At 64.8% G+C, this 21,270-nt stretch carries 19 protein-coding genes; 12 read left to right on the plus strand and 7 right to left on the minus strand.

Annotated features, from left to right (window positions below; genetic code table 11):
• The 3 genes from EOA49_RS15480 to EOA49_RS15490 form a co-directional block, all read left to right on the plus strand.
• Positions 1 to 452: hypothetical protein (locus tag EOA49_RS15480; protein WP_127243237.1), on the plus strand; the 452-nt coding region annotated here is incomplete at its 5' end.
• Positions 453 to 538: 86 nt separating this feature from the next.
• Entirely contained in the window at positions 539 to 1,969 is a 1,431-nt protein-coding gene (locus tag EOA49_RS15485; RefSeq protein ID WP_127243238.1) for a patatin-like phospholipase family protein, read from the plus strand.
• Positions 1,970 to 2,048: 79 nt separating this feature from the next.
• On the plus strand, positions 2,049 to 2,792 hold the full coding sequence (locus EOA49_RS15490; RefSeq protein WP_095801579.1) for a 2OG-Fe(II) oxygenase: 744 nt from the start codon (positions 2,049 to 2,051) through the stop codon (positions 2,790 to 2,792).
• 28 nt (positions 2,793 to 2,820) lie between these two features.
• On the opposite strand, the gene EOA49_RS15495 is transcribed toward EOA49_RS15490, so the two are convergent.
• Positions 2,821 to 3,147 carry a GYD domain-containing protein gene (locus EOA49_RS15495; RefSeq protein WP_164747035.1) on the minus strand — a complete coding sequence of 109 codons (327 nt, stop codon included), beginning with the start codon at positions 3,145 to 3,147 and terminating at the stop codon, positions 2,821 to 2,823.
• A gap of 216 nt (positions 3,148 to 3,363) precedes the next feature.
• Between EOA49_RS15495 and EOA49_RS15500 the strand changes: the two genes are divergently transcribed.
• A complete protein-coding gene (locus tag EOA49_RS15500) occupies positions 3,364 to 4,986 on the plus strand; it encodes an ABC-F family ATP-binding cassette domain-containing protein (RefSeq protein ID WP_095824639.1) in 1,623 nt (540 codons plus the stop codon).
• Positions 4,987 to 5,146: 160 nt separating this feature from the next.
• Here EOA49_RS15500 and htpG read toward each other — a convergent pair whose 3' ends face one another.
• The 3 genes from htpG to groES form a co-directional block, all read right to left on the minus strand.
• Positions 5,147 to 7,039, minus strand: coding sequence for a molecular chaperone HtpG (gene htpG / locus EOA49_RS15505; protein ID WP_067321997.1), 1,893 nt, complete (start codon positions 7,037 to 7,039; stop codon positions 5,147 to 5,149).
• A 271-nt stretch (positions 7,040 to 7,310) separates the two neighbouring features.
• A complete protein-coding gene (groL, locus tag EOA49_RS15510; RefSeq protein WP_066992865.1) occupies positions 7,311 to 8,939 on the minus strand; it encodes a chaperonin GroEL in 1,629 nt (542 codons plus the stop codon).
• Positions 8,940 to 8,991: 52 nt separating this feature from the next.
• Entirely contained in the window at positions 8,992 to 9,306 is a 315-nt protein-coding gene (gene groES, locus EOA49_RS15515; RefSeq protein ID WP_066992870.1) for a co-chaperone GroES, read from the minus strand.
• 347 nt (positions 9,307 to 9,653) lie between these two features.
• Between groES and EOA49_RS15520 the strand changes: the two genes are divergently transcribed.
• From EOA49_RS15520 to EOA49_RS15530, 3 genes are all read left to right on the plus strand, one after another.
• Positions 9,654 to 10,130 carry an Hsp20 family protein gene (locus EOA49_RS15520; RefSeq protein ID WP_066992873.1) on the plus strand — a complete coding sequence of 159 codons (477 nt, stop codon included), beginning with the start codon at positions 9,654 to 9,656 and terminating at the stop codon, positions 10,128 to 10,130.
• A gap of 90 nt (positions 10,131 to 10,220) precedes the next feature.
• The gene (locus EOA49_RS15525; RefSeq protein WP_095824636.1) at positions 10,221 to 10,730 is read left to right on the plus strand and encodes an Hsp20/alpha crystallin family protein; all 510 of its coding nucleotides are present in this window, start codon (positions 10,221 to 10,223) and stop codon (positions 10,728 to 10,730) included.
• A gap of 376 nt (positions 10,731 to 11,106) precedes the next feature.
• Positions 11,107 to 12,534 (plus strand): hypothetical protein, encoded by a 1,428-nt coding sequence (locus EOA49_RS15530; protein WP_127243239.1) that lies wholly within the window; start codon positions 11,107 to 11,109, stop codon positions 12,532 to 12,534.
• Between the two features lie 39 nt (positions 12,535 to 12,573).
• Here EOA49_RS15530 and EOA49_RS15535 read toward each other — a convergent pair whose 3' ends face one another.
• On the minus strand, positions 12,574 to 13,467 hold the full coding sequence (locus EOA49_RS15535; protein WP_127240559.1) for a hypothetical protein: 894 nt from the start codon (positions 13,465 to 13,467) through the stop codon (positions 12,574 to 12,576).
• 389 nt (positions 13,468 to 13,856) lie between these two features.
• On the opposite strand from EOA49_RS15535, the gene EOA49_RS15540 reads away from it, so the two are divergent.
• Positions 13,857 to 15,413, plus strand: a complete 1,557-nt coding sequence (locus EOA49_RS15540; RefSeq protein ID WP_127240558.1) for a serine hydrolase — start codon at positions 13,857 to 13,859, stop codon at positions 15,411 to 15,413.
• Between the two features lie 66 nt (positions 15,414 to 15,479).
• Here EOA49_RS15540 and EOA49_RS15545 read toward each other — a convergent pair whose 3' ends face one another.
• On the minus strand, positions 15,480 to 16,415 hold the full coding sequence (locus EOA49_RS15545) for a hypothetical protein (protein ID WP_127240557.1): 936 nt from the start codon (positions 16,413 to 16,415) through the stop codon (positions 15,480 to 15,482).
• Between the two features lie 183 nt (positions 16,416 to 16,598).
• On the opposite strand from EOA49_RS15545, the gene EOA49_RS15550 reads away from it, so the two are divergent.
• Both EOA49_RS15550 and EOA49_RS15555 read left to right on the plus strand, forming a co-directional pair.
• Positions 16,599 to 17,705 (plus strand): KamA family radical SAM protein, encoded by a 1,107-nt coding sequence (locus tag EOA49_RS15550; RefSeq protein ID WP_127240556.1) that lies wholly within the window; start codon positions 16,599 to 16,601, stop codon positions 17,703 to 17,705.
• A 77-nt stretch (positions 17,706 to 17,782) separates the two neighbouring features.
• Entirely contained in the window at positions 17,783 to 18,619 is an 837-nt protein-coding gene (locus tag EOA49_RS15555; RefSeq protein ID WP_127240555.1) for a BA14K family protein, read from the plus strand.
• 150 nt (positions 18,620 to 18,769) lie between these two features.
• On the opposite strand, the gene EOA49_RS15560 is transcribed toward EOA49_RS15555, so the two are convergent.
• Positions 18,770 to 19,894, minus strand: a complete 1,125-nt coding sequence (locus EOA49_RS15560; protein ID WP_164746758.1) for an alpha-hydroxy acid oxidase — start codon at positions 19,892 to 19,894, stop codon at positions 18,770 to 18,772.
• 207 nt (positions 19,895 to 20,101) lie between these two features.
• On the opposite strand from EOA49_RS15560, the gene EOA49_RS15565 reads away from it, so the two are divergent.
• Positions 20,102 to 20,710 (plus strand): TetR/AcrR family transcriptional regulator, encoded by a 609-nt coding sequence (locus EOA49_RS15565; protein ID WP_164746757.1) that lies wholly within the window; start codon positions 20,102 to 20,104, stop codon positions 20,708 to 20,710.
• An 83-nt stretch (positions 20,711 to 20,793) separates the two neighbouring features.
• Positions 20,794 to 21,219: a globin family protein gene (locus EOA49_RS15570; protein WP_127240553.1), complete on the plus strand. Its 426-nt coding sequence runs from the start codon at positions 20,794 to 20,796 to the stop codon at positions 21,217 to 21,219.
• Positions 21,220 to 21,270: the final 51 nt, after the last annotated feature.

Below are 21,270 nucleotides of genomic sequence, written 5' to 3' on the forward strand. Positions count from 1 at the left end.
TGCGCGGCCGGGGAGTGAAGCAGGATGCGCTTCATGTTGGTCATGCGGCCGCGCACCGCATCTACGCCGAATGGTTCACGCTGCGCGATCTCCTGCGTCCGACGCTCGACGACCGGGCGATCTGGCTGTTTTCGAAGGCGATCGCCGAGACGATGCGCGCCGAGATCCCGGTTACCTTCTTCCGCCGCGCGCTGATCGACTCCGGCCTCGATCCGGACGCGATCGAACCCAGCCCGGACGAAGCGCTGCTGATGTCCTTCGGCACGGCGCTCGCCGCCGACGCCAATGCCGTTGCCGACGAGACCTGGGCCGCGCTGAAGGCGCGCTACGACGAAACGCTGCTCGTCAACCTCGTCGCCTTCGCCGGCATCATGGTGGCGACCTGCGTCTTCACCAATGGAGTGAAGGTGGATCTCGATCCGGAACTGGAGGGGTACCGCCGGAACGCTTGAGGTGAAGGACCCCGGGGCTGGCCGTTGCCTTGCTCTGCCTGCTGCGCATAGACTGAGGCCGGGAACGGGCGATCGGGGGGACCTCGATGCGTTGGCGTGTGGGCTTGCTTGTGTTGGCAGCAGCGCTGCTGGCCGGATGTGTCGCCAATGATGTCGAGCCCATCAACACCCATGTGACGCAAGTCGGGCCTGGCTCGCCGGACTACATTCCCGATGCTCCCGCCGACGGGTCGACCGTGGTCGCGCTGTCCTTCTCTGGCGGCGGCACGCGCGCCACCGCCTTCAGCTATGGCGTGCTTCGGGCGCTCGACGCTGTCATGGTCGGCAGCGGCGGGCGAGCGCATACGCTGATCGACGAGGTGCGCGTCGTCGGCGGCGTTTCTGGCGGTGCGGTGACGGCGGCCTATCTCGGCTACAAAGGGCGTGGTTACCGCGAGCTTCGCGAGCGCTTCTTGCTGCGCGATGCCGAGAGCTCGCTGCACACCGCCAAGCTCGCTCCGGCCAATCTGGCGCGGCTGTGGAAAGGCGGCGTCAACGACCGCAGCACCTTTGCTGCGTGGCTGGACAGGAACCTGTTCGACGGTGCCACTTACAGCGCCTTCAGACGTCCCGGCGCCCCGCTGGTCTGGATCCACGCATCCGACATCTACAACGGCACGGCCTTCGGCTTCACCTACGACCGCTTCGCGGCCATCTGCAGCGATCTCGACAAGCTTCGTATCGCCGATGCGGTGGCGGCCTCGGCGGCGTTCCCCGCGGTGTTCGCGCCGGTTGTCGTCTCGACGACCACGCCGACAACCAGATGCAACTACAAGCAGCCGGACTGGATCGAACGCGGTCTCAACGATCCGGAGGCACCGGAACGGGTCAAGGCCGCGGCTCGCGCCATGGAGTCCTACCAGAACAACGACCGCGTCAACTACATCAAGCTGCTCGACGGCGGATTGACCGACAACATCGCGGTGGTCGGCTTCGCGGAATCGCTCGACATCGCCGTCAGTCCGCACAGCCCGTTGTCGCCGCAGGCGGCGGTGAGGATGCGAACGCTGATCATGATCGTTGCCGATGCGGGCCGCAGGAAAGAACCCGACTGGGTCAAGGTCAAGCAGGGGCCGGGCCTGGTCGACATGATCGACGCCACCGCCGGCACCTCGATCGCGTCCTCGGTGCGCGACGAATTCGATTCCCTCAAGCTCGAATTCCGGCTGTGGCGCGAAAAGCTGGTCAAATATCGCTGCAGCCTGCCGGCGGCGGCGGTAGCGCGCTACCGCGGCGGCCTGTCCGGCTGGAAGTGCCGCGACGTTCAGATGGTGGTTGAACTGGTCTCCTTCGCCGACCTGCCGCCATACGAGGCAGCCGCGCTGAACGTCATCCCGACCCGGCTGAGGCTGACGCCGGAGCAGGTCGAGCGGACCATCCAGGCCGGCCGCGACGCGGTGCGCCTCAACCCGCGCCTGCAGCAGGCATTCCGCCGCGCGCAGGGCCGCTCGGGCTTCGTTGCGGCTGGTTCGCCGTAAAGGTCGCGCCATTTCCGCAGGAATCGGGTGGCCGCCGCTTCGCCTCCGCCCCACTTTGATGGCATCAAAGGAGGCGCTCATGACTGTCCATTCCCTCAACACCAAACGCGCCGGACGCTCCGCCGAATCCCGTGTCGCCGCGCAGGACTGGCGCGCGCTCGTCTCCGAGCTCAACGCCCAGGGCTGCGCTGTCGTGCCCGGCCTGCTTTCGCCGGAGGAATGCGCCGAAATCGCCGCGCTCTATCCGCACGAAGAACATTTCCGCAGCCATGTGGTGATGGCGCGCCATGGCTTCGGCAGGGGCGAGTACCGCTATTTCCGTTATCCGCTGCCTGATCTGATCGAGGGCCTGCGCACTGCGCTTTATCCATGGCTCGCCGGCGTCGCCAATGACTGGAACGAGAAGATGGGCGCCGCGCTCCGTTACCCTTCCGACCACGCCGCCTTCCTAAAGCGTAGCCACGACGAGGGCCAAACCAAGCCGACGCCGCTTCTGCTGCAATACGGCCCCGGCGACTTCAACTGTCTGCACCAGGATCTCTATGGCGCGCTCGCCTTTCCGCTGCAGGTGGCGATCCTGCTCTCCGAACCCGGCAAGGATTTCACCGGCGGCGAATTCGTGCTGACCGAGCAGCGCCCGCGCATGCAGAGCCGCGCCGAGGTGGTGCCGCTCAAGCGCGGCGACGCGGTGATCTTCGCCGTGCACAACCGGCCCGTGGAGGGCACGCGAGGTTACTATCGCGTCAACCTGCGCCACGGCGTCAGCCGCCTGCGCTCGGGCAGGCGACATACGCTCGGTATCATCTTCCACGACGCGAGGTGACACCCCTCCGAGGCGGCTTTTCTCGGCTCTACGTTCCAGGCCGCCGATAACGGATCGCTTTCGCCCTGCTTAGCGCGTCCATCGTCTCCTCGACGCTGAGGAGGACGGTGGTCTCGCAGGAGCTGAGTGCCCCTCCGGCACCGATGGCGAGCACGACGGACGCCATCGAAACATTGTCCGGCGCCTCCCACAGGTTCCACCCGTCGTGTTCGCCGAACGCGTACCAGAACCCGTGCAGCTTTCCGCCGACCGATTCTATGTATGAGCTGGCTGCCTTGCGGCGATCCTCGGGGTTTTCGATCATTCGCGCCCAGGTCTCGGGCGTGTAGCTGAAGCGCGTCAGGTACATGGCCATGGTTGACCTCCCTTGCCAGAGCCCATCAAGTGGTTGGCTCCAGCACTAAGCGCTCGATCGGTCGGCGACGCCAATCAATTTCACCGCGGCTGGGTTCTGCCTCGAAGGAATAGCCGAGCGCGCGGATGCGGCGCTTCTGCCTCTTCCCTCCGCAGCCTCATTCGCGTATGCCCCGGGCAAATCCCGCCATCTCAGCGCAGTTTCCCGGACCGCCCCATGATCCGTCTCGAAAATATCGGCAAGCAGAACGGCCGTCAGATCGTCTTCATCGAAGCCTCGGCCGCCCTGCAGAAGGGCGAGAAGGTCGGCCTCGTCGGCCCGAACGGCGCCGGCAAGACGACGCTCTTCCGCATGATCATCGGCCAGGAGCAGCCGGACGAAGGCCAAGTCTCAGTCGATCGCGGCGTTACCATCGGCTATTTCAGCCAGGATGTCGGTGACATGGAGGGGATGAGCGCCGTCGCCGAGGTGATGGAAGGCGCCGGCCCGGTGAGCGCCGTCGCAGCTGAGATGCGCGAGCTCGAGCACGCCATGGGCGATCCCGACCGCGCCGACGAGATGGACGCGATCATCGAGCGCTATGGCGAGTTGCAGCACCGCTTCGAGGAACTCGACGGCTATGCGCTCGACGGCCGCGCCCGCGAGGTGCTCGACGGCCTCGGCTTCTCCCAGGAGATGATGGACGGCGACGTTGCAAAACTCTCCGGCGGCTGGAAGATGCGCGTCGCGCTCGCCCGTATCCTGCTGATGCGGCCCGACGTCATGCTGCTCGACGAGCCGAGCAACCATCTCGATCTTGAGAGCCTGATCTGGCTGGAGAAATTCCTCAAGGACTATGACGGCGCGCTGCTGATGACCTCGCATGACCGCGAGTTCATGAACCGCATCGTTTCGAAGGTGATCGAGATCGACGCCGGCGCGCTCACCTCCTATTCCGGCAATTACGAATTCTACCAGGAGCAGCGGGCGCTGGCCGACAAGCAGCTGCAGGCGCAGTTCGACCGCCAGCAGGCGATGCTTGCCAAGGAGATCGCCTTCATCGAGCGCTTCAAGGCGCGCGCCTCGCACGCCGCCCAGGTGCAGAGCCGGGTGAAGAAGCTCGACAAGATCGACCGCGTCGAGCCGCCCAAGCGTCGCCAGACGGTGGCCTTCGAGTTCCAGCCTGCGCCGCGCTGCGGCGAGGACGTGGCGACGCTGAAGGGCATCCACAAATCCTATGGCAGCCGCTCGATCTATGCCGGCCTCGACTTCCAGATCCGCCGCCGCGAGCGCTGGTGCGTGATGGGCGTCAACGGCGCCGGCAAGTCGACGCTTTTGAAGCTCGTGGCCGGCGCCTCCGAGCCGGATGAGGGCTCGGTGGCGCGCGGTCCGAGCGTCAAGATGGGCTATTTCGCCCAGCACGCCATGGAACTGCTCGACGGCGAGCGCACCGTGTTTCAGACGCTGGAAGACAATTTCCCGCAGGCCGGCCAGGCGCCGCTCAGGGCTTTAGCCGGCTGCTTCGGCTTTTCCGGCGACGAGATCGAGAAGAAGTGCCGCGTGCTCTCGGGCGGCGAGAAGGCAAGGCTGGTCATGGCGCTGATGCTGTTCGATCCGCCGAACCTTCTGGTGCTCGACGAGCCGACCAACCACCTCGACATGGCGACCAAGCAGATGCTGATCGAGGCGCTGGCGCAATATGAAGGCACGATGCTGTTCGTCTCGCACGACCGCCATTTCCTGTCCGCACTATCGAACCGCGTGCTGGAGCTCACGCCGGATGGCATCCACACCTATGGCGGCGGCTATACGGAATATGTCGCCAGGACGGGGCAAGAGGCACCGGGGCTGAGGGGGTAGGGCGGCGCTCTGACCTCCGAGCGTAGTAGCGTGGAGAAGCCTTGACCCGTCGGCAGGACAGAGGGGGGCGCGAAGGATCGCGACCGATCTCACCCTTGCGCCGCCTCCTCGTGAGAAGTCACGGCAGGATCCGGGCTTCGTGAGGCGCCCAACGCCCCCACTACTCCCTCGCCAAACCGCGCTCGATCAGGCGAGCAAGCCGCGCCGAAAACGCCCTGGCATCGGCCGGCTTGTCGCCGTCCAGCACGCGCGCCTCGTCGTAAAGCAGATGCGCGGCGTCTTCCTTGAAAGCGCGCTCGCCGTCGCCGAGCTTCGCCAGCGCCGTGACGCGCTCGTGCCGCGGGTTGATCTCGAGGATCGGCTTGGCCGCCTTGTCGAGGCGGCCGGCGGCGTTGAGCAGCCGCTCGAACTGGCGGTCGGGACCGTGCTCCGGTGCGACCAGGCAGACCGCGCTTTCGGTCAGGCGGTCGGAGGCCTTCACGTCCGAGACCTCGTCTCCCAGCGCCGTCTTCACGAAGGCCAGGAAGGTCGCGATTTCGGACGAGATTTCGGCATCCGGCTTGGACGCGGTGTCGAGCAGCGGGATCTCCGACAGTTCGGCCGCGCCCTGCGTCACCGATTTGAACGGCTTGCCGTCGAATTCCGGCGCCATCGTCGTCCAGAAACTGTCGACCGGATCGGTCAAAAGCAGCACTTCGATGCCGCGCGCCCGGAACCCTTCGAGCTGCGGCGAGACCTCGAGCCGGGCGCGGTCTTCCCCGGCCATGAAGAAGATCGCCTTCTGCCCTTCCTTCATCGCGGCGACATAATCGGCCAGGCTGCGCAGCGTCTCGCCGGAAGCGGTCGAGCGGAAGCGGGCGAGCTTCAGCAGCTGCTCGCGCCGCTCGTAGTCCTCGTAGATGCCTTCCTTGAGCACGACGCCGAAATTCTCCCAGATCTTGGCGTAGGCCTCGGCATCGTTATCGGCGAGTTTGCCAAGATCGCCGAGGACGCGGTTGGTGACACCCTTGCGGATCGCGGCGAGCAGCGGGCTTTCCTGGATCATCTCGCGCGAGACGTTGAGCGGCAGATCGGCGGAATCGACCAGGCCGCGCACGAAGCGCAGATAGCGCGGCAACACGTCGGCATCGTCGGTGATGAAGACGCGCCGCACGTAGAGCTTCATACGACCCTTGCGGTCCTGGTCGAAGAGATCGAACGGACGCGAGCCCGGCACGAAGGCAAGCGCGCTGTATTCGTGCCGACCCTCGGCGCGGAAGTGGATGGTGGCGGCCGGCTCGTCATACTGGCCGGCGATGCTGCGGTAGAAGTCGGTATATTCCTCGGGCTTTATGTCGCTCTTCGGCCTCACCCAGAGCGCCGTGCCGTCGGCGACATCGCGCGGCTCGGCGCCCGGCTTCTCAACAAGCGTGATCGGCACCGGCACGTGGCCGGACTGCGACTTCGCCAGCCCTTCGAGCCGGTAAGGCGTGGTGTAGGAACTCGCATCGTCCATCAGATGCAGCACGACGCGCGTGCCGCGCCTGGGAGCTGCCGCAAGCGGCACGGGAGCGATCTCGTAGGTGCCCTTGCCGTCGGAAGACCAGCGCCAGGCTTCCTCGCTGCCGGCCTGCCGGCTGATGACATCGACATGATCGGCCACCATGAAAGCGGAGTAGAAGCCGACGCCGAACTGGCCGATGAGTTGCGAGTCCTCAGTCGCCTTGCCGGCCTCGACGCGCTCGATGAAGGCACGGGTGCCGGAGCGTGCGATGGTGCCCAGAGCCTCGGCCATCTCCTCGCGGCCCATGCCGATGCCGTTGTCCTCGACGGCAAGCTGCTTGTTGTCGGGGTCGGCCGAAATGGTGATGCGCGGCTTTGCGTCCTCGCCCAGCAGCTCGGGACGGGTGATCGCTTCGAAGCGCAGCTTCTCGCACGCGTCCGCGCCGTTGGAGATCAGCTCGCGCAGGAAGACGTCCCGGTCCGAATAGACCGAATGCACCATCATGTGCAGCAGCCGCGAGACATCCGCCTCGAATGTCCTGGTTTCCGTCGTCTTGGTATCCGTCGTCATTCAGAATCTTCCCACATAGTAACTCTGGCCCGTCGCGCCGCGGCGTGTCGAAGCTGCCGATCGCCGCCGATGAGGGGAGATGTCCGACAGGACAAAGGGGGCGCGTCCCGCCAGCCGATCTGTCGCGGAGTGCTTTCTCGCTTTTCCGGTTCTTGTCAATTCAGAAGGGTGCCGTTTCCCTCGCGCTCCCTTTTGCCCTGCCGACCAATCTCCCCCAATTGAACCCTGTCGGGGGAGATTGGCTGTGTCGGCGCCGCGCCTCCCCAGCGTCCTAGAAGTCCATGCCGGCGCCGGCGGGCATGGCGGGTGCCGCTTCTTTCTTCGGCTTCTCGGCGACCATCGCCTCGGTGGTGACGAGCAGGCCGGCGATCGAGGCTGCATCCTGCAGCGCGGTGCGCACGACCTTGGCCGGATCGATAACGCCCTGGCTGAAAAGATCGCCATATTCGCCGGTCTGGGCGTTCCAGCCATAGGCGAAATCGGTCTTCTCGCGCAGCTTGCCGACGATGATCGAGCCTTCCGCCCCGCTGTTCTCGGCGATCTGACGCGCCGGCGCCTCGATGGCGCGCCGCACGATGTCGACGCCGTATCTCTGGTCGGGGTTGTCGGCAGCCACCGCGTCGAGCGCATTGGCGGCCCTGAGCAGCGCCACGCCGCCGCCCGGAAGAATGCCTTCCTCGACCGCCGCGCGCGTCGCATGCATGGCATCGTCGACGCGGTCCTTGCGCTCCCTGACCTCGACCTCCGTCGAACCGCCGACGCGGATCACAGCCACGCCGCCGGCGAGCTTGGCCAGACGCTCCTGCAGCTTCTCGCGATCGTAGTCCGAGGTGGTCTCCTCGATTTGCGCCTTGATCTGCGCGACGCGGCCCTGGATCTCCTCCTTCTTGCCGGCGCCATCGACGATCGTGGTGTTCTCCTTCTCGACCACCACTTTCTTGGTGCGGCCGAGCATCTCCAGCGTGACGTTCTCAAGCTTGATGCCGAGATCCTCGCTGATAGCGGTGCCGCCGGTGAGGATGGCGATGTCCTCCAGCATGGCCTTGCGGCGGTCGCCGAAGCCCGGAGCCTTGACGGCCGCAACCTTCAGGCCGCCGCGCAGCTTGTTGACCACCAGCGTCGCGAGCGCCTCGCCCTCGACATCCTCCGCGATGATGAGCAGGGGCTTCGCCGACTGAACCACCGCCTCCAGAACCGGCAGCAGCGCCTGCAGGTTGGAAAGCTTCTTCTCGTGGATCAGCACATAGGGCTCTTCGAGCTCGACGCGCATCTTATCCTGATTGGTGATGAAGTAAGGCGAGAGATAACCGCGATCGAACTGCATGCCTTCGACCACTTCCAGCTCGGTGTCGGCGGTCTTGGCTTCCTCGACGGTGATGACGCCCTCGTTGCCGACCTTCTGCATCGCCTCAGCAAGGAAACGGCCGATCTCGGCATCACCATTGGCCGAAATCGTGCCGACCTGGGCGATCTCGTCATTTCTGGTCACCTTGCGGGCGTTGGTCTTCAACTCCTGAACAATAGCCTCGACGGCTTTGTCGATGCCGCGCTTCAGATCCATGGGATTCATGCCGGCGGCAACGGCCTTGGCACCTTCCCTGACGATGGCCTGGGCGAGAACGGTCGCGGTGGTCGTGCCGTCGCCGGCGATATCGCTGGTTTTCGAGGCGACCTCGCGCACCATCTGCGCGCCCATGTTCTCGAACTTGTCCTCGAGCTCGATCTCCTTGGCGACAGTGACGCCGTCCTTGGTGATGCGCGGAGCGCCGAACGACTTGTCGATGACGACATTGCGGCCCTTAGGGCCGAGCGTGACCTTCACCGCGTCGGCGAGGATGTTGACGCCGCGCAACATGCGGTCGCGGGCGTCGGAATGGAATTTCACTTCCTTGGCAGCCATTGGAACACTCCTTCAGCAGGCACCTTTCATTGACCGATCGGGTTGGGCCGGTTCAAGCCGCTTTTCCCAACGCCGATGTCTGCTCGACCACACCCATCACGTCGCTTTCCTTCATAATGAGCAGGTCTTCACCGTTGAGCTTGATCTCGGTGCCGGACCACTTGCCGAACAGGATGCGGTCGCCGACTTTGACGTCGAGGGGAATGAGCTTGCCGCTCTCGTCGCGCGCGCCGGAACCGACGGCGATGATCTCGCCTTCCTGCGGCTTCTCCTTCGCCGTGTCCGGGATGATGATGCCGCCGGCCGTCTTCTCCTCGGCCTCGACGCGGCGGACCAGAACGCGGTCATGCAATGGATGGAACTTCATATCGTTCTCCTTCGGGACAAACAGATTTTGAGAGGTTCCTCCACTCCGGACCGGAAGGACCGGAGCGGGGCTCGCGATCCTTTCGGCCTCGCGCATGTGGATTTGGTTTTGCACGCGCCGGTTTCAAGAGGCCGCAAGAAATTTTTTGGCACTCGCAACAGCCGAGTGCTAGCGCCGTGAAAACAAGGGTAATTATGCAGCTTTGACGGGCGCGCCTCGGACCTCTTGACGGCAAAGGAATCAATTCCCAAATCGAACCTGCCGGCGCCTGAAGTGGCCGGCAAGGTCAAGGAGCGCCGCTGCCTTGGCGCTCCTCGTATCTATGTTGCTCAATGGAGGATGTAGCTATGAGAACCAGTTTTGACTTTTCTCCCCTGTTCCGGTCGAGCATCGGCTTCGATCGAATGCTGAACGCGCTCGAGACCGCAAGCCGCATCGAAACCGCTGATAACTGGCCGCCCTACGATATCGCCAAGAGCGGCGAGGACGACTACCGCATCACCATGGCCCTGGCAGGCTTCAGCCAGGACGAACTGGCCATTACCCAGGAGCAGAACATGCTGATGGTTTCTGGCCAAAAGGCAGGCGAGGACAACGGCGAGTACCTGCATCGCGGCATTGCCGGCCGCGCATTCCAGCGTCGCTTCGAGCTTGCCGATCACGTCAAGGTCGTCGATGCGAGCCTCGTCAACGGTCTGCTGACAATCGACCTCAAACGCGAGATCCCGGAAGAAATGAAGCCGCGCCGGATCGAGATCACGGCGGACAAATCATCGCCAAAGGCCGCGACAAAGAAAATCGAGGCCGACAACAAGGCGGCCTGAGCCTTCTCGCCGCGCTTTGCGCCAAGCGCCGGGTGATGTTCCCGGCGCTTGTGGGCCTTGTCTTCCGGATGAACAGAAAGGAGGAAAAAAATGAGTGTTCGTGATCTGATTCCCTGGGGCCGAAACAATGGTAACCAGGTTCCAAGTGTCTTCCGCGACGGCGAACGCGATCCTTTCCTGTCGCTGCAGCGCGAGGTGAATCGGCTGTTCGACGACGTCTTCCGGGGTTTCGGTTCCGGCTTGCCGTCCCTAGGCGGCGTATCAGCCTTTGGTGCCGGCTGGCCGAGCGTTGAGATCTCCGACAACGAGAAGGAGATCAAGGTGGCGGCCGAAGTCCCGGGCCTGGACGAGAAGGACATCGAGGTGCTGCTTGATGATGGCGTGCTGACGCTGAAGGGTGAAAAGCGCTCCGAGACGGAGGACAAGGAGCGGCAGTTCTCCGAGCGCATCTATGGCCGCTTCGAGCGTCGAATCCCGCTGGGCTACGAGATCGAAGAAGACAAGATCGATGCCCGCTTCAAGAACGGCGTGCTGACGGTAATGCTGCCCAAGACCGCGAAGGCGCAGTCGCAGGCCAAGCGTATCGAAATCAAGAGCTGATGCCTGGATGCAGGGGTTGGACCGACGGGTCCGGCCCCTGCGGCATGACGGAACCTCGGCGCTAGATGGAACGGCCAACGCTGGCGTAGGTGCTGGCTGGAGCGTGGAACGGCTCCCTTTCCAACGAGTGATCCGCCCGCAGCGGGCGCCAGGTGCTCGCTTGCGGCTCGATGACGTGCGGCCGACGCAGGCCATTCTAACCGTTTACCGCGCTAAGCGCAGATGCCGCTGACGGAACACCGCGCAAGCCTCTGGAAATCCGCGATAACCTTAATTCCTTCCTTCTTTTGGTCAGGCTTCCCGTACGGAACGTTAAGGGCTAGATTAGCAATTCGTTAAGTAATACGGCGGGTGTGAGCGTAAGAGGTGTGCCGTTATGAATTTCAAATCCCTGATCAAACGGGCCGAGGACGTAGACAAGGAATTTCAAGAGCTCCAGTCGGATCTGGCAGAGGCTTTCGAAGAATGTCTTTCGGCTGACGAAGAGACGTCCCCGGGATACGATTCTGCCGCCGACCTGGCGGCAAGCGAGGAGGATCCGCCGGGCGAGACTCAGTCCGAGGCTTCCGCCTCCCGGCTGACGCCGCACACCCAGACACGGTTGGCCGCCTTGGAAGCCGTTTCCGGACTCTTCCGCGACGGACAGGGTCATCTGGAGGAGATCGGGTCAAGGCTGGCCGAGATCGCCACAGCGCACCACATGACGCGCGATATCCTGAACGCCCTGCATCGCGATGCGCTGCGCGCCAATGAGCTGGAGCTGGAGAACGCCGCTCTGGGCGCCGAACACAAGGCCTTGTCGGAACAATTGCTTGACGCTACGCGCAAGCAGCGCGAACGCGACGGCGCGGCCGAGGCCTGGCAGCAGCGCGAGGCAAGTCTCGTCCAGGACAGGGAGTCGCTGCGCGAGGCGCTTGCAGCGGTGCGGCTCGAAATGGTCGAGATGGGCAATGAGAGCGCCAGGCGCGAGGCTGAGTTCGGTGAGATCGTCAAGACCCTGACGGCCAAGACCGTCGAAGCCGACAGGCGCGCTGTCGAGAACAAGCTGCTGCGCGAGAAGCAGGTCGGGCTTTCGATCGAGCTGGAGCAGGCGCAAAAGCGCGAGGCCGAGGCCCGGCACAAATTCGACGAGTTCGCGGCGACCCACGCCAACGAAGCCACGCGGATTGCCGAACTTGTGGCCCAGCTCGGCAGCCACGAGAAGGAGGAGGCCCGGCTGCAGAAATCGTTGGAGACGACGCAGGCCAAGCTTGCCGAGACAGCCGAAGCCGCCCGCATCGCCGAAAGCGATGGCGCGGCGGAGCTGGCGCGGAGCCGGGCAGAGCTGCGCGGCTTGCGCTCCGAAATCCAGGAGCTGCAATCGCGGCTCGAGCAGGCCTCCATCGACAAGACCGATGCGGTCGCCGAGGCGACAGGACTGAGGGCGCAGTTGAATGACGCCGTGACCGAGCGGCAGATCGCGGAAGAGAAGCTTGCCGTTCTCAGGAACGAGAGTGAATTGGACAAGAAGAATTTGTCGGTGATCAGTACCAACCTCTCGCAGCTATCGCTGCAGCAGGCGTCGGAGCAGATCCAGCTCGATATCCAGAAACAGGAATGCGAGGACCTGCGCGCCGAGGTCGAGACGCTGAATGCCCGCATCAAGGAGCTGCTGCCTTATGAGCGGCTGCACAGGGTGACGGACGCCCGGGCCCGGCAGGATGTTGTGCCCGTGACGAATGGGCATGTCACCAACGGGCATATCGTGGAGCCGGCGCGACCCACCGCGAGGCGCCGGCGCAACATGAGAGCCGCCGCGAGTTGACGAAGGGTGTAGCCAGCTCAGCGCTTCACCGCTCTGGGCCTACTTGCCCGTCATCCGGTCAGCAAGCTGCTGGGCCTCGGCAAGCAGTGCCGGGAAGCCCGGATCGCCCGGCAGGCGCTCGCCCATGCAGGCGCGATAATCGCCGTCGCCTTTTTCCCAGGCGGCGTTGGCGGAATCATAGGCCTGCTGGTCCTTCAGGTCCGAGTTCTGATAGGCCTGCTGAAATTTCTGGGCAGCCGCGTCCGCCGCGGTCCAAAGCGCCTCGCAGGCCGCGATCTTCGGCACGGGCGGTGAGGCGGGCGCCTCGGCGACCAGGACGCGGTCGCCCTTGACGACCGCGACGACGACCTGCTGGTCGTAGATCGGTCCGACATCCTGCGTCCAGCCGCCGAGCCGCGCGACGGCGATATCGGCGCCTTCGGGCTTCTTCAGTGAAAAGTCGAGCGTCTTCACGAATGCGGCGTCGCTGCCGATCGCCTGCGTATAGAAGGAGTCTAGCTTGAGCGCCTCCTCGATGCCGGCGGGCAGCCGCAGGCCTTCATCGTCCTCGTCAGCCTTGGACCGCAGCCAGCGCTCGACCAACCCGCGGGTCGTCGCGACGATGCTCGGGCCGGCATCGCTCTTGGCGTAGCGCAGCCCGTCCAGCATGCCGAAGCCAATATCGGAGGCGCTCAGGCTCTGCAGATTGATCGTGCCGGTTGCCGGAAAATCCTTGACCGCAAGCGGGCCGAGAATGGCGGAAAGACGCTTTTCCAGATCGGCCAGCGCCTTGGTGTTGGCGCCATCGAGCGCCTCCACTTCCGCGTTCGAGCTCTCCTGCGCCGCGATGTCGGAAATCGCCTTGTCGCGCGCGGCGATATAGTCGTCCTCCGGCGATGCCGCGAAAACCACGCCGCTCGCCAGCGCGAACAAAAACGCCCAGACCAGCCGCATTCTATAACCCCAATTCAAACCAAAGCCCTTGTGGCCTTCGCCTGACTTGGCGGCTTTTGCGTGGCGGAATCCCGGGGAGAACCCGAATTTAATATCCGGCCTTCCGCGATGATTGGCGAAAGCCGGCGCCACATCTGATCTCCCCCCAAGTGGGGGGAGATGTCCGGCAGGACAGAGGGGGGCGCGAAGGAACGCAAGCTTTCGTGTCCAGAGCACAGCCATGATGTCGGGGACGGCCGGATCTTCTAAGGCGGGCGCAGGCCCAGAGGTGAGGGACGCACCCGGCGCCACACCAGTCGATTGGGAGGATGATCAGGGCCGCGCAGGACTTGGCCAGGCCGGTGCCGGCCTGTACAATCTTAGGGTGAATGCAGGGAAGGGAGCGCGCTATGCGGCTTGGTCGGGATCTCTGTCATTTGACGGTTTTGGCCTTCATCGCCGGACTGGCACTTTGGCCGCACGCGGCATCGGCCGATCCCGTCACGCCCGCGCGCATCGCCGCGGCCTTGCCGAAGCTCGAAGCGCTGGCGCAAGCCGCCGTCGCCGATGGTGCCGTCCCCGGCCTTGCCATCGGCGTCGTGCATGACGACAAGGTGATCTTCCTCAGGGGTTTCGGGCATCGCGAAGCCGGCAGACCGGAGCTGGTCGACGCTGACACGGTGTTCCAGATCGCCTCCCTCTCGAAGCCGATCTCGGCTACCGTCGTGGCCGCGCTTGTCAGCGATGGAATCGTATCGTGGGATTCGAAGATCGCCGATCTCGATCCGGCCTTCCGCCTTGCCGATCCCTATCCCACCGGCGAACTCACCATCCGCGATCTTTTCACGCATCGCAGCGGCCTTCCCGGCACTGCCGGAGACGACCTCGAGGGCATCGGCTACGACCGCGCCGAGATCCTTCGCCGCCTCCGCTTTGTGTCGCCATCGTCGAGCTTTCGCGCCGGCTATTCCTACAGCAATTTCGGGCTGACCGAGGGTGCCGTCGCGGCCGCGAAGCCGACAGGCAAGCCCTGGGAGACGGTCGCGGAGGAAAAGCTCTACCGCCCGCTTGGAATGGCCGCGACCAGCTCCCGTCACGCGGACTTCATCAGCCGCGCCAATCGCGCCGCGCTGCATGTCAGGATCGACGGCGTCTGGGCCGCAAAGGTCAAGCGCAATGTCGATCCTCAGGCGCCGGCGGGCGGCGTGAATTCCAGCGCGCGCGATCTCATGCAATGGATGCGCCTGGTGCTCGGCGACGGGGTTTATGCCGGCCGGACGCTGATTGCTTCCGATGCGCTGCGACAGACGCATCTGCCTCAGATGGCGCTCGGCCGCAATCCCGTAACCGGAGGCGAGTCTTTCTATGGCCTCGGCTGGAATATTGACTTCGGCCGGCACGGCCTCAGTTGGGGCCATGCAGGCGCCTTCAGCGTCGGCGCGCGTACGGTGGCGACGCTGTTTCCGCAGGAGAAGCTTGGCATCGTTATCCTTGCGAACGCCTTCCCGACCGGTGTCCCGGAAGGGTTGTCCGACAGCTTTGCCGATCTGGTCTTCGACGGAAAAGTCGAAAAGGACTGGGTCGAGGCCTGGGACGGAATCTATGCCGGGATGCTGGGTCCGGCGATCGCCGCGGCCAAGGCCGAATATGCCGCGCCTCCGTCTCCGCCAAGGCCGGCCCGGCCGGCCAGCGCCTATTCCGGCCGCTACGGCAATGACTTCATCGGCGGCGCGACCGTGTCGAGCGCGGGCGACGGCCTTGTGCTCGAGGTCGGACCGGCCGGAGCGCGGTCCTATTCGCTGACGCATTTCGACGGCGATCTGTTCCTGACCCATCCCGACGCCGAGACGCCGGACCGGCCGGCGGGCGTGAGCTTCGTCGTCGGCCCCGACGGCAAGGCCTCGGCGATGACGATCGAGTTCCTCGACGACAATCATCTGGGCAGGCTGCAGCGGGTGGGGGACTGATCGCTTCACCCAGAGCCGTGCGGCGATTCTGGGTGAACGACATGTATCAAGCAAAGACCAGCGGGCTCAGAATGCCTGCCCGTAGCGGAGCAGCTTGAAGCAGTCGCCGCTGCCCGACTTCGTCTGCGTCAGGACCGATTTCGCGCGGTCGATCCATTCCTGCTGCGATTTGGTGTCAGTCTCGATCGCATCAACCGGTGCAAGGGCGACGAAACTCTTGCCCTTGCTGAAGAGCCAGCAGGCGCGGGCGAGAAACCGCCTGCTGCGCTGGCGCAGCAGGTCGGCGTCATAGAGGATGTCGAGCACCTCGTGCTTGATCTTCGGTTCCTTGTCGGGCTGGGCGACCGCGGCCTCCAACGCCTCGTCGCCGATCGCGTCATGCAGGTCCTTGTAGTCGAGGGCTAACTGCGTCGTCGCGTATTTGATCTCGTTCTCGTCGCGCACGATGTTGAACCACAGCGTCGGATCGATCTCGTTGACGACAAAGGTGGCTTCGAGGTCGCGCGACAGGTTCAGGATTTCGAAGTCTCGAACATCGACATCACGTTCGACCAGCAGGATCTTTTCGACCTGCTTGGCGAGCTCCGTTCCCCTGGCGGTGATCGCGGCGTTGCTTCCGCCGTGTTCGGGGCCGACATAGGCGCTGCCCTCATCCAGTATCTCGTCGAACTCGCCCAGCGTTTCGATGACGGGGGCGCCGCGGGCAACGCGCGCCGCCAGTTTGGCGAGAACCTGCTGCAGCTCGGTCTCGCGCTTGCGCTGGTCCTGATAGTTCTGCTGGAAGAAGAAGATGAACAGCGAAACGCCGATGCCGATCAGGATCACGCCTAGCTGCGAAAAGATGTTGCGATAATATTCCAGCAGCTTTTCGCGATGGCGCAGTTCGTCGCGCACGCTGTGCGCCACGCGCAGATTGACGATCAGCGAAATGATCAGCAGCCCGGCGCCGACCAGGATGAGCCCGCCGATGAGAAGGTAGCCATGGCCTGCGCTGAAATCCATTCGTCTCGCCCCCGAAGCCTGCGCCAAATTAGCGCCAATTTCGTCGCGCTCAAAGCCACGAGACAAGCCGGGCATCAGGCCCGGCCGGTCTCGCGCGCCACTCCACCGCTCTGCGGCAACCAAAACGATTGACCCGGCCATCCATCCGGCCGATATCCCGCGCAAGTTCGTACCGAGACCCCAATGACCTCAGATACCGATCTCAAGGAAGCCGCGCGCGGACCCGACGCCGCCTGGCAGGACGACGTGCGTGCCGGCGTGCGCCATGTGCGCGACCTCGCAGCCCTGCCGCTCTCACCGGCCGAGCGCGCCGCTGCGCAGCAAGCCGCCGCCGCCCACAAGGTGCGCGTGCCGAAAGCCTATCTCGACCTGATCGACTGGAACGATCCGAACGATCCGATCCGCGCGCAGGTGATCCCATCGCCGGACGAATTGATCACTGCCGAGGGCGAGCTCGGCGATCCGATCGGCGATCACGCCTTCAGCCCGGTGCCCAGGCTGACCCATCGCCATGCCGACCGCGTGCTCTTGTTTCCGACCTATCAATGCGCGGTCTATTGCCGCTTTTGTTTTCGCAAGGAGGCGCTGACTTCGATCGGCCGCGGCTATACGCGCGAGGCGCTGGAGCCAGCCCTCGCTTACATCGCCCAACATAGCGAGATCCGCGAGGTGATCCTGACCGGCGGCGATCCGCTGTCGCTGCCCGACAAGGCGCTCGCCGAAATCCGCGCCCGCATCGAGGCCATCCCGCATGTGCGGCTCCTGCGCATCCACACCCGCGTGCCCGTGGCGCTGCCGTCGCGCATCACGCCCGGCCTGACGGCATCCCTGCAGGGAAGACTAATGGTGACGGTCGTCACCCACTTCAACCACCCGCGCGAGATTACGCCGGCCACCGAAACGGCTTGCCGGACCATGCGTCAGGCGGGTTTTGTTCTGCTTAACCAGAGCGTTCTCTTGAAGGGCGTCAACGACAAGGTCGAGGTGCTGGAAGAGCTCTGCCGCGAGCTGATCTATCGGCTGGGCGTAAAACCTTACTATCTTCACCATGGTGATCTGGCGCCGGGCATGGCGCACCGCCGCACCACGATTGCCGAGGGCCAGGCGCTGGCCGCGGAACTGCGCCGGCGCCTCTCCGGCATCTGCAACCCGACCTATGTCATCGATCTGCCCGATGGCGGCGGCAAGGTGCCGCTCGGCCCCAGCCACATCGAGGGCCGGGACAGCGAGACATGGCGGATTCGCGGGCAGGACGGGAAGGTGAGGGAGTATGGCGAGGTGGTCGCCTAGTTCCTCATCTCGAGAGGCGGCAGAGGAACTCCCATCCCGCCCCCCGCATTGTATAGCGGGGGTCGAAGGAGAGCAGCGTGAAGGCATTGTTGGGAATCGTCGGCGGCTTCGTGCTGACCCTGGCCGTGTTTGCCTCAGGGCTCGCCTTCGCCACTTGGCTGCTGGCCGCCAAGCCGGTGCGCCAGGCAACGCCGGCGATCGGCGTTTCGGAGCTCTGGACCAAGGACGCCAGGCCCGTCGATCCGGCGAAGCAGGATCTCGAGCGCATCCCGGCCCAGCAGACCGCCGGCGCGTCCGTTAAGGCGGACGAGGGGGCCAAAGGGGCGGATACGGCCACGCAGACCGCAGCTCTCCCAACGCCGCAAGCCGCCGCGCCGCGGCAGTTGCAGCCCTTGCCCGAGGTCTCTCCGCCCAATGCTTCACAGACGGGCCAGGCCGATGCGGCTGAACAGCCTTCGCAGCAGGCGCCGGCCCAGCAGGCACAATTGCCCGCCGCGCATCTCGAATGGTGCGCCCACCGCTATCGCAGCTACCGCCCGCAAGAAAACAGCTACCGCTCCTACAGCGGGGAGATTCGCCCCTGCATCTCGCCCTATTTCGATCCGGGCGGCGATCGCACAGCCTCGACCGACGGGCGCCAACCCGATCAGCCCTGGATGAACAATCAAGGCGAGGTGACTGACGACCAGGCCGAGGTGGAAGGCTACGCCACGACACGGGACGGCTACGCGACGACTTATGGCGGCCCGCCGGAAGAGATTTTGCCGGAGGACCAGCCTTCCAGGGATCGGCTGTTGGGCCCGCAAATGTCGGGAGACCATATCGACTCCTGCTTCAGCCGCTATCGCTCCTACGATCCGCAGGACAACACTTACCAGCCCTATGACGGCGGCCCGCGCCGGCAGTGCGAGTAGGGCGGCCCACGTTCCTGCGAAGTGACGCTGGGCTCCTGAAGGCGCCCCTTGGGGGGAGATGGTCGGTAGACCAGCGGGGGGTGCATATCGAATGGCTAACGTTAGCGCCGCCCTTCGGCACCTTCCCGCCGCGAACGGGAGATGATCGGCTCAATTCAGCACTCGGCCATCAATCTCCGCGACGCTCGTTGTCCCGGTCAGCGCCATGGTGACGGACAACTCCTTGCGCAGAATGTCGATTGCCGTCGCCACGCCCGCCTCGCCGCCGGCGCCGAGGCCGTAGATATAGGCGCGTCCGACCAGGCAGGCTCGGGCACCGAGAGCCAGCGCCCGCATCAGATCCTGGCCTGAGCGCACGCCGCCGTCGAACAGCATCTCGACATCGGAGCCCACCGCGTCCGCTATCCTCGGCAGCATCGAGATGGTTGACGGCGCGCCGTCAAGCTGCCGGCCGCCATGGTTGGACACCACAATGGCGTCGGCGCCGGCCCTGCTGGCGCTGCGCGCGTCGTCGACATTGAGGATGCCCTTGAGGATCAGCTTGCCCGGCCAGATGCTCCTGATCCAGTCGACATCGCTCCAACTCAGCGTCGCGTCGAACTGATGCGCCACCCAATCCGCCACCGCCTTGATGCTGTCCTCGCCCTTCACATGGCCGGCGAGGTTGCCGAAGGTCCAGCGTTTGGCCGAAAGCATGCGGGCCGCCCAGGCCGGGCGGCTGGCGATGTCGACGATCGTGCGAAGTTTGAGCGCCGGCGGCACCGAAAGCCCGTTCCTGACATCGGCGTGGCGCTGGCCCAGCACTTGCAGGTCGACCGTGAGTACCAGCGCGCTGCAGCGCGCGGCGTCGGCGCGTTCGATGAGCGAGCGCACGAAGCCTCGATCCTTCATCACATAGAGCTGGAACCAGAATGGCTTGCCGACAGCTTGCGCCACATCTTCGATCGAGCAGATCGACATCGTGCTCATCGTATAGGGAATGCCCGCGGCTTTTGCCGCCCGGCAGGCGAGGATCTCGCCATCGGCCCATTGCATGCCGCCGAGGCCGATCGGTGCAAGGGCTATCGGCAGCGACACCTTCTCACCGAGGATCGTGGTTGCCGTGTCGCGCTGCTCGACATCGACCAGGACGCGCTGCTTGAGCGTGATGCGCTCCAGGTCGGCGCGGTTGGCGCGCAGCGTCTGCTCGGCATAGGAGCCGGACTCCGCATAGTCGAAGAAGACGCGCGGCACGCGGAGGCTCGCGGCCCGGCGCAGGTCCTCGATGCAGGTCATGCCCTTGAGCAGTTGCGGCGCCGCCGATGTTGCCCTGATCTCGTCGGGCAAAGTCACGATGCCCGTCGGAACATCGAGTGGCGTGGGGACTGCTCGTTCCATCGTCGTCCTCCCATAAAATATTAGCGAATGCTGATTATTGAAGGTCGCGTGGCCGCTGATGTAAATTCACTAGCGAGTATACTTACGGCAACGGCAGCGCGCCCCATGCCCAGAGCGTCCGACGAGACCAGGCCCGAGATCCTCCAGGCGGCTTACAAGCTGTTTCGCCGCCGGGGCTTTTTCCGCGTTGGCATGGACGAGATCGCCGATGCCGCCGGCGTCACCAAGCGCACGCTCTACTATCATTTCGACAGCAAGGACGCGCTCTTGACCGCCGTGCTCGCTTCGCAGCATGAGCGTACATTCGCCGACTTCCAGAATTACGGCATCGAGTTTTCGGGCGGCGCGGACGTGCTGATCGACAAGCTTTTCGAGGGGCTGGTCAAGTGGTCGTCCAAGCCGCGCTGGGCGGGCTCCGGCTTCACCCGGCTGGCGATCGAGCTTGCCGACCTGTCCGGCCACCCCGCGCGCGTGATCGCGCGCCAGCACAAGGCGCTGATGGAGCGTCATCTGGAAATGCTGCTCGCCGAAGCGAAGGTGCCGTCGCCGAAGGAGCGGGCCCGCGAGCTATTCCTGCTGATCGAGGGCGCCATGGTGATGATCCTGATCCACGGCGACCAGAGCTATTGCAGCGCCGCGGCGGATGCGGCGAAGCGGCTGATGGCAGCCGAGGTGGAGTTTCCGCAACACGATACCCGCCCAACACACGCCTGAAACACACCCGCTCCACAACCGGCATGCCAGCGAAACGCTCGCGCCGGATGTTTGCAGCCTAGCAAATGCGGAGGAGCACGCCGATGACACCCGACCAGATCAGGCTTGTGCAGGACAGTTTTCGCGAGGTCGTGCCGATCAAGGAGGCGGCCGCGGCCTTGTTCTACGAGAAGCTGTTTGCCATCGACGCCAGCCTCAAGGGGCTGTTTCGCGCAACGGACATGAGCAGGCAGGGCGCCAAGCTGATGGCGGCGCTGGGCTTCGTCGTGCATGGCCTTTCCCGCGCCGAGACCATCCTGCCCGCCGTGCAGGATCTCGCCAGGCGCCATGTCGGCTATGGCGTCGAGGAGCATCATTATCCGATCGTCGGCCACGCGCTGATCGAGACGCTGGAGGCGGGCCTGGGCGAGGCCTTCACGCCTCAGGTCCGCGAGGCCTGGCAAGCCGCCTGCGGCCTGCTCGCCGGCGTCATGATCGCCGCAGCCCGTGAGGTGGAGCTGGCGGCTTGAGCTCTCGTCAGGCTGGAGCGGGAAGCCGAGCGCGGCGAGGCGATCTCCCGG

It is taken from the genome of Mesorhizobium sp. M1A.F.Ca.IN.020.04.1.1 (assembly GCF_003997315.1).
GTDB lineage: Bacteria > Pseudomonadota > Alphaproteobacteria > Rhizobiales > Rhizobiaceae > Mesorhizobium.

Bases quoted from the DNA above. Each gene is read 5' to 3' on its own strand.
- EOA49_RS15485 (WP_127243238.1), top strand. From the start codon at position 539: ATGCGTTGGCGTGTGGGCTTGCTTGTGTTGGCAGCAGCGCTGCTGGCC.
- EOA49_RS15490 (WP_095801579.1), top strand. From the start codon at position 2,049: ATGACTGTCCATTCCCTCAACACCAAACGCGCCGGACGCTCCGCCGAA.
- EOA49_RS15495 (WP_164747035.1), bottom strand. From the start codon at position 3,147: ATGGCCATGTACCTGACGCGCTTCAGCTACACGCCCGAGACCTGGGCG.
- EOA49_RS15500 (WP_095824639.1), top strand. From the start codon at position 3,364: ATGATCCGTCTCGAAAATATCGGCAAGCAGAACGGCCGTCAGATCGTC.
- htpG (WP_067321997.1), bottom strand. From the start codon at position 7,039: ATGACGACGGATACCAAGACGACGGAAACCAGGACATTCGAGGCGGAT.
- groL (WP_066992865.1), bottom strand. From the start codon at position 8,939: ATGGCTGCCAAGGAAGTGAAATTCCATTCCGACGCCCGCGACCGCATG.
- groES (WP_066992870.1), bottom strand. From the start codon at position 9,306: ATGAAGTTCCATCCATTGCATGACCGCGTTCTGGTCCGCCGCGTCGAG.
- EOA49_RS15520 (WP_066992873.1), top strand. From the start codon at position 9,654: ATGAGAACCAGTTTTGACTTTTCTCCCCTGTTCCGGTCGAGCATCGGC.
- EOA49_RS15525 (WP_095824636.1), top strand. From the start codon at position 10,221: ATGAGTGTTCGTGATCTGATTCCCTGGGGCCGAAACAATGGTAACCAG.
- EOA49_RS15530 (WP_127243239.1), top strand. From the start codon at position 11,107: ATGAATTTCAAATCCCTGATCAAACGGGCCGAGGACGTAGACAAGGAA.
- EOA49_RS15535 (WP_127240559.1), bottom strand. From the start codon at position 13,467: ATGCGGCTGGTCTGGGCGTTTTTGTTCGCGCTGGCGAGCGGCGTGGTT.
- EOA49_RS15540 (WP_127240558.1), top strand. From the start codon at position 13,857: ATGCGGCTTGGTCGGGATCTCTGTCATTTGACGGTTTTGGCCTTCATC.
- EOA49_RS15545 (WP_127240557.1), bottom strand. From the start codon at position 16,415: ATGGATTTCAGCGCAGGCCATGGCTACCTTCTCATCGGCGGGCTCATC.
- EOA49_RS15550 (WP_127240556.1), top strand. From the start codon at position 16,599: ATGACCTCAGATACCGATCTCAAGGAAGCCGCGCGCGGACCCGACGCC.
- EOA49_RS15560 (WP_164746758.1), bottom strand. From the start codon at position 19,894: ATGACCTGCATCGAGGACCTGCGCCGGGCCGCGAGCCTCCGCGTGCCG.
- EOA49_RS15565 (WP_164746757.1), top strand. From the start codon at position 20,102: ATGCCCAGAGCGTCCGACGAGACCAGGCCCGAGATCCTCCAGGCGGCT.
- EOA49_RS15570 (WP_127240553.1), top strand. From the start codon at position 20,794: ATGACACCCGACCAGATCAGGCTTGTGCAGGACAGTTTTCGCGAGGTC.